Origin of the sequence: Myxococcus sp. SDU36, from assembly GCF_030168875.1 — a bacterium.
In the GTDB taxonomy this organism is placed as follows: domain Bacteria; phylum Myxococcota; class Myxococcia; order Myxococcales; family Myxococcaceae; genus Myxococcus; species Myxococcus vastator.
The window spans coordinates 1,047,196-1,062,032 of record NZ_CP077414.1; the positions used below are offsets into that span (position 1 = coordinate 1,047,196).

Consider the following 14,837-nt stretch of genomic DNA (forward strand, 5'->3'; position numbering starts at 1 on the left):
GCTCAGCCGCGCGCGAGCATGGCGCGCCACATCGCTTCCACCTGGGCGCGGGTGGAGGCCAGGTCCCCGCTGTTGTCGATGACCCAGGTGGCGTGGGCGCGCTTGTCGTCCAGGGGGAGCTGGGCGGCCAGCCGGGCCTCGGCGGCGTCGGAGCCCAGCCCGTCGCGGGACATCAGCCGGGCCTTCTGCACCGCGCGGGGCACCCACACCACCGCCACGGCCTCCATCCAGGCGTGCATGCCACTTTCGATGAGCAGGGGCACATCGTAGATGACGCGCGCCCCGCCCCGCGCCTCCAGCGCCTGGAGCTTGTCCATGAAGGCCTGACGCACCAGCGGGTGGGTGATGTCGTTGAGCGCGGTCCGCTCCGCGGGGTTCCCGAAGACGCGCGCGCCCAGCTTCACCCGGTCCAGCCGGCCGTCCGAGCCCACCACGCCGGGGAAGCGCGCCGCCACCGCGGCCAGCCCCGGCGTGCCCGGCTCCACCACCTCGCGGGCAATCACGTCCGCGTCCAGCACCTCCGCGCCCAGCTCCCGCAGGATGCGCGTCACGGTGCTCTTCCCGGAGGCGATGCCCCCCGTCAGTCCGAAGACGTGCACGGGCGTGCCCTACTTCGCGGCCTTCTGCGTGGTGAACGTCAGCGACTGAACCGTCTTGCCATTCTCATTGAAGAAGATGGCCAGGCCCAGGCGGGGGTAGAGGAAGTAGGTGCGGAAGTCGTCCGTCAGCTTGCGCAGGTAGCAGGGCGTGGCGGGCGCGGCGCCGGAGGGGCAGGCGGGGCCGTAGCTGTTCTCCACCGTCTCCTTGTCGATGATGGGCCCGGGGAACACGTCGATGCGCTCCACCAGCTGCGTGTCTGGATCCACCTTGAACTGGGCCTGGGTGGTGCCCTTGATGGCCTCCTTGGCCAGGTAGGCGATGATCTCCTTGCCGTCCTGTCTGACGGTGCGCGAGGGCTCGCCGAACTTCTTGATGATTTCGTCGCGCTTCGACACCCCCGGCTCAATGCCCTGCCAGGGCTTGGCGGCGGCGGGGACGGCGAAGGTGAGGACGGCGAGGACGGTCAGGATGCGCATACGGCTCCTCCCTGCTGGAACGGGCGGGCAAGGCTCTAGCAACCCCCTATGCCCGACGGAAGTTTCTGCCGGTCATTCAACCACGAGACGCCTTGCCCCGTCCGGGGGGCTCTGCTACTCCGGCTCCATGCGCGTTCCTGGCATCCGGATCCTCTCCCTTCTCGTGCTGGCCGCCGCTGGGGCGGCCGGGGGCGCCGACTTCGTAGGCCCGGACAGCTGCAAGGGCTGCCACCCCGAGGCCTACGACGCCTGGATGCGGTCCAAGCACGCCCGGGCGGAGAGCTCGCTCTCCGAGCAGCAGAAGAAGGACGGGCGCTGCCTGTCCTGCCACTCGCCGGAGCAGGTCACCCAGGCGACGGTGAACGTCACCTGTGAGACGTGCCACGGCGGTGGGCAGTACTACTCGCCCGAGTACGTGATGAAGGACTCGGAGCTGGCGCGGCTGGTGGGCCTGGTGGACCCGTCAGAGAAGCAGTGCCGCTCCTGCCACGACGCATCCTCGCCCTCCCTCCGGCCGTTCGACTTCAAGGAGTCGCTCAAGGCCATCGACCACTGGTCCGCCGAGCGCGCCCGCCGCGCCGCGGATCCGTCGGCCAAGAAATGACGTTGTGATCAAGGTCCTCGACGCACGCTTCGTCACCACCGCCGTGGAGCCCAAGGGCTACCCGACGGACCACACGGCGGAGGTGGCCTTCGTCGGCCGCTCCAACGTGGGCAAGTCCTCCATGATCAACGCGCTCACCGGCCGAAAGAAGCTGGTGCGCGTGTCCAACACGCCGGGGCGCACCCGGACGCTGAACTTCTTCGACGTGGACCTGGAGCGCGGCGGCGTCCGCCACCAGCTCCGCCTGGCCGACCTGCCGGGCTACGGCTTCGCCAAGGCCAGCAAGGCGGACAAGGCCCAGTGGGAGAAGATGATCACCACCTACCTGGAGAAGCGGCACCGCCTGGAGGCCGTGGTCAGCATCGTGGACGTGGAGGTGGGCCCCACGCCGGACGACCTGGCCACGCTCGACTATCTCCAGGCGCACGACCGCCGGGTGCTGGTGGTGGCCACCAAGGTGGACCGGCTCGTCAAGGCGAAGCGCAAGCCTCGGCTGGTGGAGCTCTCCAAGACAATGGACCTGCCGCTGGAGGTCATCCTCCCGTTCTCCTCCACGGAGAAGCTGGGCGTGGACCAGGTGTGGGGCGCGCTGCTCGACACCTTCGGCAAGTCCACCCGCGTCTGAAGGCCGCCGGCATCATCCGGTAGCCGCCGCTCCTGGTGGGGTTCTGCTCCCGGGCCGGGGGGCGCTGTGGTAGGGACCGCGCCGTGTCCGAAAACGGCAAGGGAAATGGAAGCGACACGCAGCTGGCTCCCCGGGAGCTGCGTCAGCGGTTGATGAGGCTGTCCCCGCGTCAGCGGCTGGACGCACTCCTGGATGTCGCGGAGGCCCGCGCGCTGGTGCGCTCGATGCCCGCCGAGGACCTCTACGTCACCATCCAGGAGCTGGGGCTCGCGGATTCGACAGAGCTGGTGCAGCTCGCCTCGCCGGGCCAGTTCCGCGCCTTCGTGGACCTGGGGGGCTGGCGGCGGGACGCGCTGGACGCCCACGCCGTCCTCACCTGGCTGCGCGCCGCGCGGGGCGGGGTGGACGACACCGAAGAGTTCCTGCGCAAGCTGCACGGACTGGATTTGGAGGTGCTCGAAATCCTCCTGCGCGAGTTCGTCGAGGTGCACGACCTGGAGGAGAACCCGGACGTCAACCCGCAGGGCGTGACGATGGAGACCCCGGAAGGGCGCTACCTCATCGAAATCAAGGCGGAGGGCGTGGAGATGTCCGCCGTCCGCTCGCTCCTCAACGACCTCATCGCGCAGAACCCCTTCGAGGCCGTGCGGCTGCTGGAGGCCGTGCGCTGGGAGATTCCCAGTGAGCTGGAGGAGACGGCGTACCAGTTCCGCCGCGGCCGGCTCCAGGACATGGGCTTCCCGTCGCTGGAGGAGGCGGTGTCCCTGTTCAGCCGCGTGGACGTGGCGCCTTCCCCCGTGTCCGCCGCCCGTGCGGGGCTGGCGCCCACCACGGCCCATGTGGACTACCTGGAGGCGGCCTTCCGCGGCCTGACGATGGTGGAGGCGGTGAACGCGGAGGACGAGCTGCGCGAGGTGGCCAGCGCCGCGCTGGTGGCGGACCTGGCGGACCCGGGGGACCTGGACGCCGTCCGCCGCGCGAGCGAGACGGTGCGGGACTACCTGTCCCTGGCGCTCGAGCACCTGACGGGCGCGGACCCGGAGCGCGCCACGGACGTGCTGCGCGACACGCCGCTGCGGCGCATCTTCCAGACGGGCTTCTCGCTCACGCTCCAGCTCAAGTTCCGCGCGGACCGGCTGGCGAAGGCGCCGGGCGCCATGCGGGAGGGCGTGCTGATGGTGCTTCCGGAGGAGGCGGCCGCCCTGTCCGCGCTGCGCCAGAAGCGGCCCCGGCGGGCGCTGCGCGTGGAGGGCGCGGAGCCGGTGCCGTTCCGCTCCCGGCGCGAGCTGGCCGCCACCGAGGCGCTGCTGGCCCGCGCGGAGGCCCAGGTGCAGGTGTTCCGGGGCGTGCTGGGCGGCACCGACGACTCGGCGCGCGAGGCCCTGGCTCGCTTTGGCGTGCCCCTGGAGACGCTGGGCCTGGAGCGCCTCTTCGCCGCCGTCGTCGCCATGGCGGTGCTGGAGGAGCGCGCGGACGCGCGTCCGGTGCCGCTGGGGCGGGTGGTGGAGCTGGGCCAGCGCCTCTTCGAAGGTGCCCCGGAAGCGCCGCGCCTGCGCACCTCCGCGGCCGAGCGTGCCCTGAAGGGCCTGGAGCCGGCGGTGGCGCCGGAGGCGCACGCGGAGCTGCGCCGCCTGGTGACGCTGACCCTGTCGCGGTTGTTGGAGGAGCTGGGCACGCCCTGGCTCCAGGACGGGCGGCTGGAGCCGGTGGCCTCGGCGGTTCTTCCGATGGAGAGCAGCCCCATCCCGTAGGAATTTCAGTCCGGGGCGGCCCGCATGTCCGGCGAGGCCGTCCCGTCTTAGAAGATTCAGGGCTTTGCCCGATGGGGCCCCTGGCATGTCCTCTGCTTTCGCCCAGGCACGCGTATTGGTGCGCGACGCAACTGCCTGGAGGTGGAGTGAATGGTGCTGGGAGAGCAGGGGCAGCGCCGTGACGTGTGGGCCTTCTATGCGCTGACCGCTTTCGCGGCGGTCATGTACGCGGCGCCGGGTGAGTGGATTCCCGCGCTCGCGCCGCTGCGCCTCGCGTTGGTGACGTCGGGGGTGGCGGCGGGACTCATGGTGATGCGCCGGCTGGGGCGGGCGGAGCCACTGTACGTGGACGGCTCGCGCGGGCTGTCGCTGATCGCCTTCTCCACGCTGGCGGTGGCGTCCGTTGGCTGGTCCGTGAATCCGGAGGTGACGACCACCACGGGCATCGAGCTGTTGAAGCTGACGGCCATCTACATCACCTTCGTCAACGTCATCACCACGGGCCGCCGGCTGGCGGTGGTGTGCGGGGCCCTGGTGCTGGCGTCAGTGGTGACGTCCGTGGGCGCCATCAACTGGTACCTGGTGGGCGAGGACCTGGTGGAGGGTTTCCGCGCGCGCTGGGTGGGCGTCTACGCGGACCCGAACCACATGGCCATGAACCTGGCGCTGGTGGTGCCGCTGGCGGTGGCCTTCGTGGCGCGCAAGGGCAGCGGCTGGCTGTGGCGTCTGGCGTGTCTGACGGCGGCGATCCTCGCGGTGGCGGCCATCGTCGTCTCGCACTCGCGCGGTGGCTTCATCGGCCTCTCCGTGGCCATGGCGCTGTGGGCCATCCGAGAGAAGCGCCGCATCCAGGCCATTGTCGTGGGCTCGCTCTTCGTGGTGGGGCTGCTCGTCTTCGCGCCGCAGAGCTTCTGGCAGCGCAACGAGACGGTGGCCGAGTTCCACGAGGACGCGTCCGCCATGGGCCGCGTCTACGCGTGGCAGGTGGCCAGCCGCATCAGCCTGGACAAGCCGCTGCTGGGCGTGGGCGCGGGCGGCTTCCGCTACGCGTGGCCCATGTACGCGCCCCCCGAGGCGCGCCGGGCCTACGTGGCCCACAACATCTTCCTGGACGTCATCGGCGAGCTGGGCTGGGTGGGCTTGCTGTTCTTCATGGTGTTCGCGGGCGGCGCCGCGGGCGGCGCCTTCGCGGCGTCGCGGGACAAGGAAGTGGGGTGGCAGGCGCGGGCCTTGTCCGCGTCGGTGGTGGGCTACCTCGTGTGTGACTTGTTCTCCGGCTACATCCTGTCCGCGCACTGCTACGTGCTCTTCGGATTGGCGGCGGCGGCGCACCGGGTGGCGCGCGCGTCCGAGGTGGCGGACATGCAACGGGTTCCGGCTTCGCAGGGGCCGGTGGTGGCGACGTGGGAGGGGTCCGGACATGCGGCGTGAGGAGGCGCGGATGGGGCAGGAGCCCCTCCGCCTGGTTCAGTTCACCCGGTCTTTCCACATTGGGGGGACCGAGGTGCAGGTGCTGGAGTTGCTGCGGGGGCTGCCGGCCAGCTACCGGCTGCAGGTGTCCGTGTTGGATGATTCGGGGCCGCTGATTGGCGCGGTGTGGAAGCTGGGCCACGCGCCGGCGGCCTTCCCGCTCAAGGGCTCCGTGGTGCAGCCGAACACGGCGTATCAGGTGTACCGCATGGCGCGCTGGCTCAAGGCGAACCGCGTGGAGCTGGTGCACGTGCATGACTTCTACTCCACGATGGTGGCCGTGCCGGCGGCGAAGCTCGCGGGCACGAAGGTCATCGTGGGCCGGCTGGACCTGGCGCACTGGCAGGGGCGGGCGCGGCGCGCGGTGCAGTCACAGCTGTGCCGCATGGCGGACCATGTGATTGGCAACGCGGAGGCCATCCGCCACCAGCTCATCACCGAGGAGGGGCTGCCGGCCTCGCGCGTGTCCGTCATCCACAACGGCCTGGATTTGCCGCGCTTCGAGTCCCGCAGGCGCGAAGGGCTGCGCGGCCCGCTCCCCGACACCGGGGACGCGCCGGTGGTGGTCCACGTGGCCAACATGAATCACCCGGTGAAGCGGCAGGAGGACCTGCTGCTCGCGCTGGCGCAGCTGCGCCACGCCGGCATCACCCTGCACGCCTTCCTGGTGGGAGATGGTCCGCGCCGGCCCGGCCTGGAGAAGCTGGCCGGTGAGCTGGGCGTGTCCGATTCCGTGCACTTCCTGCGGCACCGCACGGACGTGCCCGCCATCTACGCCCGGGCGACCTTCGGCGTCCTCTGCTCCACCGCGGAGGGCATGTCCAACGCGGTGATGGAGGGCATGGCCGCGGGGCTCCCCATGGTGGTGACGCGCGTGGGTGGCAACACCGACCTCGTCCTGGACGGCGAACGCGGCCTCGTGGTGGACCCCGAGCGCCCCGCCCAGCTCGCCCAGGCGTTCCGTCAGCTTCTCGCGAATCCCGAGAAGGCGAGAAGCATGGGGCAGGCGGCGCGGGACTTCGTGGCGCGCGAACTCTCCCTGGAGACGATGGTCCGGCGCCATGACGCGCTGTACCAGCGGATTGCCCGGGGCGCAGACGCCTGAGGGCATGTCAGAGCGGTGTGGATACTGCGTCTCCACCGGGCGCAATGAGGGCGGGGCCGGGGCGTAGGGAGGGGGGCATCACACCTCTCTCGGAGCCCGCACATGGTCCTGCCCTTGCTGCTCATCCTCGCCGCCGCGCCGTCCACCCAGACGTGGACTTTCAACACGGACGGCACGCCTGAAGTTCAGATCGGCAATGTTGATGGCGCGGTGCGCGTAGATGCGGTAGACGGGAATGACGTGGTAATCACGGTTGTTCGGGAAGGCTCGAATAATTCCCGGAACGAAGTGGACGTGGAAGTCGTCCAAGAAGAGGGCGTCATCCGGGCGCGGGTTTGTTGCGGTCCGTGCGAACAAGAGACGCGGTCCTGCCGTCGGAGCGGGCCCGCGGTGAGGTTCACGGCGAAGGTGCCGCGGCGGGCGCGTCTGGACGTGGCGACGGTGGGCGGTCCGGTGACGGTGGCGGGCGTGGCGGGGCGGCAGTCGCTGGCGACAGTCAACGGCCGTGTGGAAGTGGACGGTTCGGAGGAGCGGTTGGACGTCAGCACGGTGAACGGCACCGTGGCATTGGCACCGCGGAAGGTCGTGACTACTTCTGTGTCCACGGTGGGCGGGGATGTCCGGCTGAAGCTGCCGGCCCAGGCGGATGTGAGATTGGAATTCAATACTGTCGGTGGACGTTTCAACGACAGTCCCGCGCGGTTGGGCAGTCGCGAGCAGACGTATGGCTCGGGAGCCCATGCGGTGGAGGTCAACACGGTTGGCGGCTCGCTCACCGTGCAGCCATAGCTTTCGAGGCCCGTCAAGCACTGGGCCCGGGGCGCTCGCCGGTGAAACTCCAAGGCGCCGGCGAGCGCTCATTTTTTTGTCAGCGAATTGATGCGATGCGTCAGTTGGCCGTGCCGGGCTTCCGGTGCTCGGCGCCGATGACGTCGCGGACCTGCTTGTAGCCGTCGCGGGCGAGCAGGGTGGCCAGGGCGGGGAGGATGTGGCCCACCATGCCTGGGCCCTCGTAGATGAAGCCCGTGTACACCTGCACCACCGACGCGCCCGCGCGCAGCTTTTCGTAGACGTCCTGCGCGGTGAAGACGCCGCCCACGCCGATGATGGGCAGCTCGCCTCCACCTCGCAGCCAGGCGCGGCGGATGACGGCGTTGGCGGGCTCGCGGACAGGTGCGCCGGACAGGCCGCCCGCTTCCTTCGCCAGGGGATGCTCGAAGGGCCGGGCCACGGTGGTGTTGGTGGCGATGAGGCCGGCGAGCTTCTGGGCCCGCGCGACATCCACCACCTCGTCCACGGCCTCGGGGGACAGGTCCGGGGCAATCTTGAGGAACAGCGGCTTGCCCGGCGCCACGGTGGCCAGGCGCTCCTGTACGGCGCCCAGGAGCTGTCCAAGCTGTTCGGGCTCCTGGAGCTTGCGTAGGCCCGGCGTGTTGGGGGACGAGGCGTTGACCACCACGTAGTCACCCAGGGGCGCCAGCGCGTCCACGCAGGCCACGTAGTCATCCACCGCCCGCTTCAGCGGCGTGTCCTTGTTCTTGCCGATGTTCACCCCCAGCGGGCCCGGGCGCCACGTCTGCATCCGCAGGCGCGCGGCGGCCCGGTCGGCGCCGTGGTTGTTGAAGCCCATGCGGTTGATGACCGCGCGGTGCTCCGGCAGGCGGAACAGGCGGGGGCTGGGGTTGCCGGGCTGGGGCCGGGGCGTGAGGGTGCCAATCTCCACCGCGGAGAAGCCGCAGGCGAAGAGGCCGTCCACCGCCTCCGCGTCCTTGTCCAGGCCGGCGGCCAGCGCCACGGGGTGGGCGAAGCGCAGGCCGGCCACCTCGACGGCCAGGCCGGGCGGGGCGCCCTCCAGGGCCTTCTCGCGCAGGGACTCACACAAGTCCCGTGAGCGGCCCAGGAAGTGGAGCCCCGCCATGCCGAGCCGGTGCGCGCGCTCCGCGGAGAGCTGGAAGAGGAGCGAGCGGGAGAGTCCGTACATGGCGTGGCTCAAGCGGGGATGAACGAGGCCTCACGGGCCCAGGCGAGCGTCTGATCCACCTGGTCGGGCGTGAGGATGCCGTTCTGTTCGATGATGTCGATCTCCCGCCGCATGTCCGTCTCCAGCAGGTAGGGGCCGTCGGTGTTGATGGTGAACTTCACCTTGCGGTCCCAGAAGGTGCGGACGATGTGGCGCAGCTCCTCCACGCCCTCCACGGCCTTGGTGTGCAGGTTGGACGTGGGGCACAGCTCCAGGACGATGTCGCGCTCGCGCAGCACCTTCATCGCGTGCTCGTCGTAGGCGGCGCGGATGCCGTGGCCGATGCGGTGCGGCTGGAGCTTCTCCACCACGGCCATGACGCCCTCGGCGCCGGTGCCGCGCGTCTCACCCGTGTGCACCGTGCACTTGAGCCCGGCGCGGCGGGCGCGCGAGAAGAGCTCCTCATACTGGGTGACGACCTCCGGCCTCAGCTCCATGGCGTTCGTCTCCGTGCCGGCCAGGTCGATGCCGCACACGCCGCGCGTGCGGTACTTGATGGCCTTGTCCACGATGATGCTGTTGAGCCGGTGGTCGAACTCACGGGCCAGGCAGAAGATGAGCCCCATCTTCACGCCGTACTCCAGCACCGCGCGGTCCATGCCGCGCAGCGCGGCGTGGATGATGTGGTCCAGGTCCAGCTCGGAGTTCAGGTTGCGCTTCATCGGGTTGAAGCGCAGCTCCATCTGCGTCACGCGGCTGCCGCGGTACTCCTTGCCGATGACCTCGTAGACGGAGCGCTCAATCGCGCTGGGGGACGACTGGATCTTCTCCGTCCAGGTGTGGAGGATCTTCAGGTAGTCGTCCAGGCTCCCCACCTTGCCCGGACGGGAGGTGATGAGCTCCACGAAGTCGAAGTAGTTCTTCACCGGGAGCTTGAAGCCCTGCTGGTGGGCGATGGACCAGAGGATGTGGGGCGCCACAGCGCCACCCACGTGGATATGCAGGTCGATCAGATCGCGTGCCATGACGGCATGTATGCACAGTGCCGGGCGCGCGTAAAGACTACCGCCGGAGCAGCACGTACACCGCGCCGGTGCCTCCGTCCTGAGGACGTGCGGTGGCGAACGCCAGCACCATCCGGCCAATCCGCTTCTCCGACAGCCACCCCTTGAGTCGCTCCTTCAGCACGGGAAGCTGGTCCTTGGAGTTCAAACCGCGCCCGTGCACCACGAGCACGCAGCGCCTCTTCGCGCGGCGGCTGTCACCCAGGAAACGCTCCAGCGCGTCGCGCGCCTCGGCCTGTGTCTTCCCGTGCAGGTCCAGCTGTCCCTGGATGGCGAAGTCGCCCCGGCGCAGCGCGCGCAGCAGGTTCCGGTCGATGCCGGGGCCCGCGCCTTCGATGAACTCGTCCGTGCCGGTGAAGTCGAAGTCGCCCTGGCCGGCGACCAGCTCGGAGAGCTGCGCGAGCGCCTCCGCGTTCTCGTCGATGATTTCCGGCAGGCGCGGGTTGGGCGCGGGCGCTTCGCCCCGGTTGGAGAGCTGCTGCACTCCGTCCATGGCGGAGTAGAAGAGGGAGGCGTCGTCCTCCTCGCGGACCTTGGAGGACTTCGTAATCCGGGGCGGGGGCGCCGCGGCCTTGCGCTTCGAGACCTCCGCCGCGGCCTTCTCCTGCGCCTCCTTCTTCTCCTGGTCCTTCATCACCTGGATGGCGGACTTGAAGGGGTTGTTGCTGAAAGCCGCTTCCTTCTTCTTGGGGCCGTTGCGCTGCTGACTCATGGCGGGAGGTGCGTCCTCGTCGTGGGCGACTGGGGGGGATGTAATCCGGCGCTACAGCCCGCGCAGGCGTCGAATCTCTTCATAGGCGTCGCGGACGTGCTGGAAGCGACGGGCGGCCTGCTCGGCGGCCTGACGGCCGAGGTGGGCGGACTTGTCGGGGTGGTACTCTGCGGCGAGCTGCCGGAAGGCGCGCTTCACCTCGATATCCGTGGCGTCCGGCGTCAGGCCCAGCGCGGTGTAATGTTCATCCCCGGCGCCCAGGTGCAGGGCGATGATGGCCTGCTCGTCCGCCTCGGAGATGTCCAGGCCCTCGGCGACGCGGCGGAGGACCTCCCGTTCGGAGCGCTGCATGCCGCCGTCAGCCAGCGCCAGCTCATAGAGCGTGTCCAGCAGCCGGTGCCGCTCGGCCGAGGGGAGCTGGGCATGGCAGGCGCTGACGGCCGCGTCCAGGTCGGGCGGGTGGGACAGGAAGGCCTTGAGGTGGCGCCGGACCAGCTCCAGGGCCTCGGGGCCGTAGCCCAGCGTCGTCTGGAAGTAGCGCCGCACCACGCGCACCTCGTCGCGGCGGACCTCGCCATCCGCGTGGGCCACCTCGACGAACACGGCGCACAAGTCACTGGCGAGCTGCTCGTAGGGCTCCTCCTCGCGAGGCGCGAGCGCCGCCTCCGACGTGGCGTCATGGGTGAGGGCGTAGGGGACGTGGGAGAAGTCGGCCAGGGCCTCCGGGTCCTCGGGCGGCAGGGCATGTTGGGCGTCGTAGTAGCGCCCCGCGAAGCCGCCCGCGATGAGCAGCAGGACAATGGCCCAGGGGCTGCCCACGAGCAGGCCCGCCATCAACCCCAGCATTGCTCCCAGCACTGTTCCTGCGCCCATGGCCGAAGTTCCGCTCCCTTTCTGGCGGGGGAGTTTCGCATAGAGTGGCGCGCGTGAACGCCCAGTTGATTGATGGCAATGCGGTCGCGGCGCGCGTGCGAGCCGAGGTCAAGGCGGAGGTCGACCGGCTCAAGCACGAGCACGGCCTGACGCCGGGGCTGGCCGTGGTGCGCGTGGGGGAGGACCCCGCCTCCAAGGTGTATGTCAGCCGGAAGAAGCAGGTCGCCGGGGAGGTGGGCATCCAGTCCTGGGAGCACCACCCGGACGAGGACATCACCCAGGACGCGCTCCTGGCCCTGGTCCAGCAGCTCAACGAAGACGCGGCGGTGCATGGCATCCTGGTGCAGCTGCCGCTGCCCAGGCACCTCGACCCGGACGTCATCATCTCCGCCGTGAAGCCGGAGAAGGACGTGGACGGCTTCCACCCGCTCAACGCCGGCAACCTGCTCCTGGGCCGGCCCACCACCCGGGCCTGCACGCCCCATGGGGTGATGCGGCTGCTGGAGGAGATTGGCTGCGAGCCCGCGGGCAAGCGGGCCGTGGTGGTGGGGCGCAGCAACATCGTGGGCAAGCCCATGGCGCTGATGCTGCTCCAGAAGAACGCCACGGTGACCCTCTGCCACAGCAAGAGTGACCTGCGCCGTGAAGTGGATGGCGCGGACATCCTGGTGGTGGCGGTGGGCGTGGCCGAGCTAGTCAAGGGCGCCTGGCTCAAGCCCGGCGCGGTGGTCATTGACGTCGGGATGAACCGCACGCCAGACGGCAAGCTGGTGGGCGACGTGGAGTTCGCGGCCGCCGCCGAGCGCGCGTCGTTCATCACCCCCGTGCCCGGCGGCGTGGGGCCCATGACCATCGCCATGCTGATGCGCAACACGCTCGACGCGGCCGTGCGCTACGGCCGGGCGCCTGTCGTCACGTAGGCCGTGAGGGTGACGCGCTGGGGGCCGGGTCCCAGCTCCGCCTGCGCGTGCTCGTGCATGGACCAGAGCAGCGCGTCCCACTGCGCGCCCAGCGCCCTGCGCGCCAGCACGACGGGCGCGCTGGAGCGGGTGGTGGCGTCCACCATGGCGGCCGTGGACGGGTAGTCGATGTGGCCTTCCACTTCGTGCACCGTGACGTGGGTGAAGCCCGCGCTGGACATCTCCCGCTGACAGGTGTCGGGGTCGGACAGGGGGATGGCGCCCGGCTGTGACGGCTTCGCGCCCGACTGCTCCCAGAGGCGGGTGTACACGGCGCGCAGCTCCTTCGAGCGCTCAAAGGGCGTCCAACTGGACACGACGGCCCGGCCGCCCGGCTTCAGCACCCGGTGAAGCTCCTGGAAGCCGCGCGCCCGGTCCGGGAAGAACATCAGGCCGAACATGGAGAAGGCGGCGTCGAACGCGTTCGCCTCGAACGGCAGCGCCATGCCGTCACCCTCCAGGATGTCGATGCCGAGCTTCGCCTCCGCGGCCCGGGCGCGCAGGGCGGAAATCATCTCCGGGGAGAAGTCCACCGCCGTGACGTGGGCGCCGTCGCGCGCGGCGAGCAGCGCGAGCGTGCCCGGCCCCGTGGCGACGTCCACGACCCGTGTCCCTCTCGCCACGCCGGCCCGGAGCAGGGCATCCCGGGAGAACGTCTCGAAGGCGGGCATCAGCTCGCGCACGTACTCGGGCGCCACCAGGTTCCAGGCCTCGGGTTGGGCAAGGGGCGATACGGCGGACATCGAGGCTCCTGGACGTGGGGCTCGGCATGGCCCGGTTCGCGTGGCAGCCTGCATGGCGAGGCCTGGAGGCGCAATTTTGTTGCGACAGCCACGGCACCGTTGGGGAGGCAACACCATGCCGAGTCGTGAGGAGCAGCTTGCCGGGGGAATCTACGGGCTGTTGGTAGGGGATGCGCTGGGCGTGCCCTATGAGTTCCACGCGCCCGCGCGGATTCCACCGCCCGAGGACATCGACTTCCAGCCGCCCAAGGGCTTCCAACGCGCGCATGACGGGGTTCCGCCGGGCACCTGGTCCGACGATGGCGCTCATGCACTGTGCCTGCTGGACTCGTTGCTCTTCCGTGGACAGCTGGACCCGGAGGACCTGGGCCGCCGCCTGGTGAACTGGCTGGAGTGGGGCTACCTCGCGGTGGACGGCCAGGTGTTCGACGTGGGCATCCAGACGCGCACGGCCCTGGCCTCGGTCCACGCCGGGACGCCCGCGCTGATGGCCGGGCCCAAGGGAGAACAGGACAACGGCAATGGCGCGTTGATGCGCGTGCTGCCATTGGCGCTCTGGCATTCGGGCAGTGACGCGAAGCTGGCCTCGGACGCGATGACCCAGTCGCGCGTCACGCATGGGCACATGCGCTCCCAGGTGTGCTGCGCGCTGTATTGCCTGTGGGCCCGTCGCATCCTGCGGGGCGCGGGTGCCTCGGACGCCTGGACGGCCGCGGTGGAGACGTTCCGTGAGCTGTATCCCGAAGGCTTCGAAGCCCGCACGGAGCTGGACACGCACGTCCTGCCTCCGGGCTGGGAGTCCATCCGCGGCACAGGCACGGGCTACGTGGTGGATTGCCTCCGCTCCGCGCGCCAGTGTGTGGCCGAGCACGACACCTACGAGCAGGTGGTGAAGGCCGCCGTCCGCCTGGGCCGGGACACCGACACCACCGCCGCGGTGGCGGGAGGCCTCGCCGGGCTCATCCACGGCGTGGAGGGCATCCCCGCGCGCTGGCGTGAGGCGTTGCGCGGGGGGGAGTTGTTACATCCCATGTTACAGAAGCTGCTCAGGTGCGCCGTGAGTTGAGATTGACCCGGCGCCGCAAAATGCCACCAAGTCTGATTTTTCATGGGTGCGGTTGACGACGGTTTAATGAAGACAGTACAAGTGACACCTCGCCGTCAATTTGCGTGCAACCCATTGCAGGAGGTGCGGCATTGGCTGACAAGCGCAGGCGTCTTCTGTTTGAGTGGCTCATTCGTGTCGCTCCCGTGGGGCTGGCGTTGCTCATCGCGCTCCACTTCGGCATCACGCTGGCCTACCTGACGCCGATAAACCCCCTGAAGCTGCGAGTGTTTCAGCCGGTGAAGGGCTACATGGAGCCCTTCTTCTCCCAGCGCTGGACGCTGTTCGCGCCGAACGTGGTGGCGCAGTCGCGTGCGTTGCTGGTGGCCTGCCGGACGGAGGATGCGCACCAGACGCGGCGCGAGCACCCCTTCGTCGACATCACCCAACCCCTGCGGGACCTCAAGCGCCGTCATCGCCTGACGCCCGCGGACCGGCTGGACCGGGCTCAAATCACGGGGGTGACCATGTTGCATGCGCAAGATGACGAAGCGGCCCGCCGTCTGCTCATGAAACCCGAGGATACGCCGGCCTACCGCGAGGCCGTCGCGGCGGTGGAGCAGGAGCGCGAGGTCCGGCGTGCGCACGGCACGCGGCTGCTGGCACGGGTCGCCTCGGCGGCGTGTCGCAGCCTGCATCCCGACGATAGAATCATTGAGGTCGGGATTCGCGTCGCGACGTTGAAGGCCCCGCCATTCTCGCGGCGCATGGAGCCGGAGGACGCAGGTGAGACGACGTTCTCGGACCTGCCCTGGCTGCCGTACGAGGCAACGGAGACACTGTGAGCCCG

Annotated in this window: 17 protein-coding genes; 9 read left to right on the top strand and 8 right to left on the bottom strand. The window is 69.8% G+C overall.

All coding sequences use genetic code 11. From position 1 onward, the window contains the following. Window positions 1-2: 2 nt before the first annotated feature. A complete protein-coding gene (gene coaE, locus KGD87_RS04245) occupies window positions 3-599 on the bottom strand; it encodes a dephospho-CoA kinase (protein ID WP_284666264.1) in 597 nt (198 codons plus the stop codon). 9 nt (window positions 600-608) lie between these two features. After that, window positions 609-1,076, bottom strand: coding sequence for a hypothetical protein (locus KGD87_RS04250; RefSeq protein WP_284666265.1), 468 nt, complete (start codon window positions 1,074-1,076; stop codon window positions 609-611). A gap of 127 nt (window positions 1,077-1,203) precedes the next feature. On the opposite strand from KGD87_RS04250, the gene KGD87_RS04255 reads away from it, so the two are divergent. From KGD87_RS04255 to exoK, 5 genes are all read left to right on the top strand, one after another. After that, entirely contained in the window at window positions 1,204-1,680 is a 477-nt protein-coding gene (locus KGD87_RS04255; protein WP_284666266.1) for a cytochrome c3 family protein, read from the top strand. A gap of 4 nt (window positions 1,681-1,684) precedes the next feature. Next, a complete protein-coding gene (yihA, locus tag KGD87_RS04260) occupies window positions 1,685-2,305 on the top strand; it encodes a ribosome biogenesis GTP-binding protein YihA/YsxC (protein ID WP_176418559.1) in 621 nt (206 codons plus the stop codon). A gap of 35 nt (window positions 2,306-2,340) precedes the next feature. Beyond that, window positions 2,341-4,056: a DUF6178 family protein gene (locus KGD87_RS04265; protein ID WP_284666267.1), complete on the top strand. Its 1,716-nt coding sequence runs from the start codon at window positions 2,341-2,343 to the stop codon at window positions 4,054-4,056. A 150-nt stretch (window positions 4,057-4,206) separates the two neighbouring features. Further along, complete coding sequence (exoJ, locus tag KGD87_RS04270; RefSeq protein ID WP_284666268.1) at window positions 4,207-5,487, top strand: spore coat polysaccharide polymerase ExoJ; 1,281 nt, start codon at window positions 4,207-4,209, stop codon at window positions 5,485-5,487. After that, window positions 5,477-6,631 carry a spore coat polysaccharide biosynthesis glycosyltransferase ExoK gene (gene exoK / locus KGD87_RS04275; protein ID WP_284666269.1) on the top strand — a complete coding sequence of 385 codons (1,155 nt, stop codon included), beginning with the start codon at window positions 5,477-5,479 and terminating at the stop codon, window positions 6,629-6,631. The genes exoJ and exoK overlap by 11 nt, the downstream gene beginning before the upstream one ends. Before the next feature lie 78 nt (window positions 6,632-6,709). On the opposite strand, the gene KGD87_RS04280 is transcribed toward exoK, so the two are convergent. Then, window positions 6,710-6,940, bottom strand: coding sequence for a hypothetical protein (locus tag KGD87_RS04280; RefSeq protein WP_284666270.1), 231 nt, complete (start codon window positions 6,938-6,940; stop codon window positions 6,710-6,712). Window positions 6,941-7,021: 81 nt separating this feature from the next. Between KGD87_RS04280 and KGD87_RS04285 the strand changes: the two genes are divergently transcribed. Next, on the top strand, window positions 7,022-7,420 hold the full coding sequence (locus KGD87_RS04285; protein WP_284666271.1) for a DUF4097 family beta strand repeat-containing protein: 399 nt from the start codon (window positions 7,022-7,024) through the stop codon (window positions 7,418-7,420). Window positions 7,421-7,520: 100 nt separating this feature from the next. On the opposite strand, the gene KGD87_RS04290 is transcribed toward KGD87_RS04285, so the two are convergent. The 4 genes from KGD87_RS04290 to KGD87_RS04305 are packed head-to-tail and all read right to left on the bottom strand — an operon-like array spanning window position 7,521 to window position 11,240. Next, window positions 7,521-8,612 carry a quinone-dependent dihydroorotate dehydrogenase gene (locus KGD87_RS04290; RefSeq protein WP_284666272.1) on the bottom strand — a complete coding sequence of 364 codons (1,092 nt, stop codon included), beginning with the start codon at window positions 8,610-8,612 and terminating at the stop codon, window positions 7,521-7,523. Window positions 8,613-8,620: 8 nt separating this feature from the next. Further along, entirely contained in the window at window positions 8,621-9,616 is a 996-nt protein-coding gene (locus KGD87_RS04295) for an amidohydrolase family protein (protein ID WP_284666273.1), read from the bottom strand. 37 nt (window positions 9,617-9,653) lie between these two features. After that, the gene (locus KGD87_RS04300; RefSeq protein WP_284666274.1) at window positions 9,654-10,367 is read right to left on the bottom strand and encodes a Smr/MutS family protein; all 714 of its coding nucleotides are present in this window, start codon (window positions 10,365-10,367) and stop codon (window positions 9,654-9,656) included. Window positions 10,368-10,418: 51 nt separating this feature from the next. After that, entirely contained in the window at window positions 10,419-11,240 is an 822-nt protein-coding gene (locus KGD87_RS04305; protein ID WP_284666275.1) for a TerB family tellurite resistance protein, read from the bottom strand. Between the two features lie 53 nt (window positions 11,241-11,293). Between KGD87_RS04305 and folD the strand changes: the two genes are divergently transcribed. Further along, entirely contained in the window at window positions 11,294-12,160 is an 867-nt protein-coding gene (gene folD / locus KGD87_RS04310) for a bifunctional methylenetetrahydrofolate dehydrogenase/methenyltetrahydrofolate cyclohydrolase FolD (RefSeq protein ID WP_284668579.1), read from the top strand. On the opposite strand, the gene KGD87_RS04315 is transcribed toward folD, so the two are convergent. Then, window positions 12,133-12,942, bottom strand: a complete 810-nt coding sequence (locus KGD87_RS04315) for a class I SAM-dependent methyltransferase (protein WP_284666276.1) — start codon at window positions 12,940-12,942, stop codon at window positions 12,133-12,135. The two genes, folD and KGD87_RS04315, sit on opposite strands and share 28 nt — an antisense overlap. 115 nt (window positions 12,943-13,057) lie before the next feature. Between KGD87_RS04315 and KGD87_RS04320 the strand changes: the two genes are divergently transcribed. Then, the gene (locus tag KGD87_RS04320; RefSeq protein WP_284666277.1) at window positions 13,058-14,008 is read left to right on the top strand and encodes an ADP-ribosylglycohydrolase family protein; all 951 of its coding nucleotides are present in this window, start codon (window positions 13,058-13,060) and stop codon (window positions 14,006-14,008) included. Between the two features lie 185 nt (window positions 14,009-14,193). Next, the gene (locus KGD87_RS04325; RefSeq protein WP_284666278.1) at window positions 14,194-14,832 is read left to right on the top strand and encodes a DUF5819 family protein; all 639 of its coding nucleotides are present in this window, start codon (window positions 14,194-14,196) and stop codon (window positions 14,830-14,832) included. The last annotated feature ends 5 nt before the right edge of the window (window positions 14,833-14,837 follow it).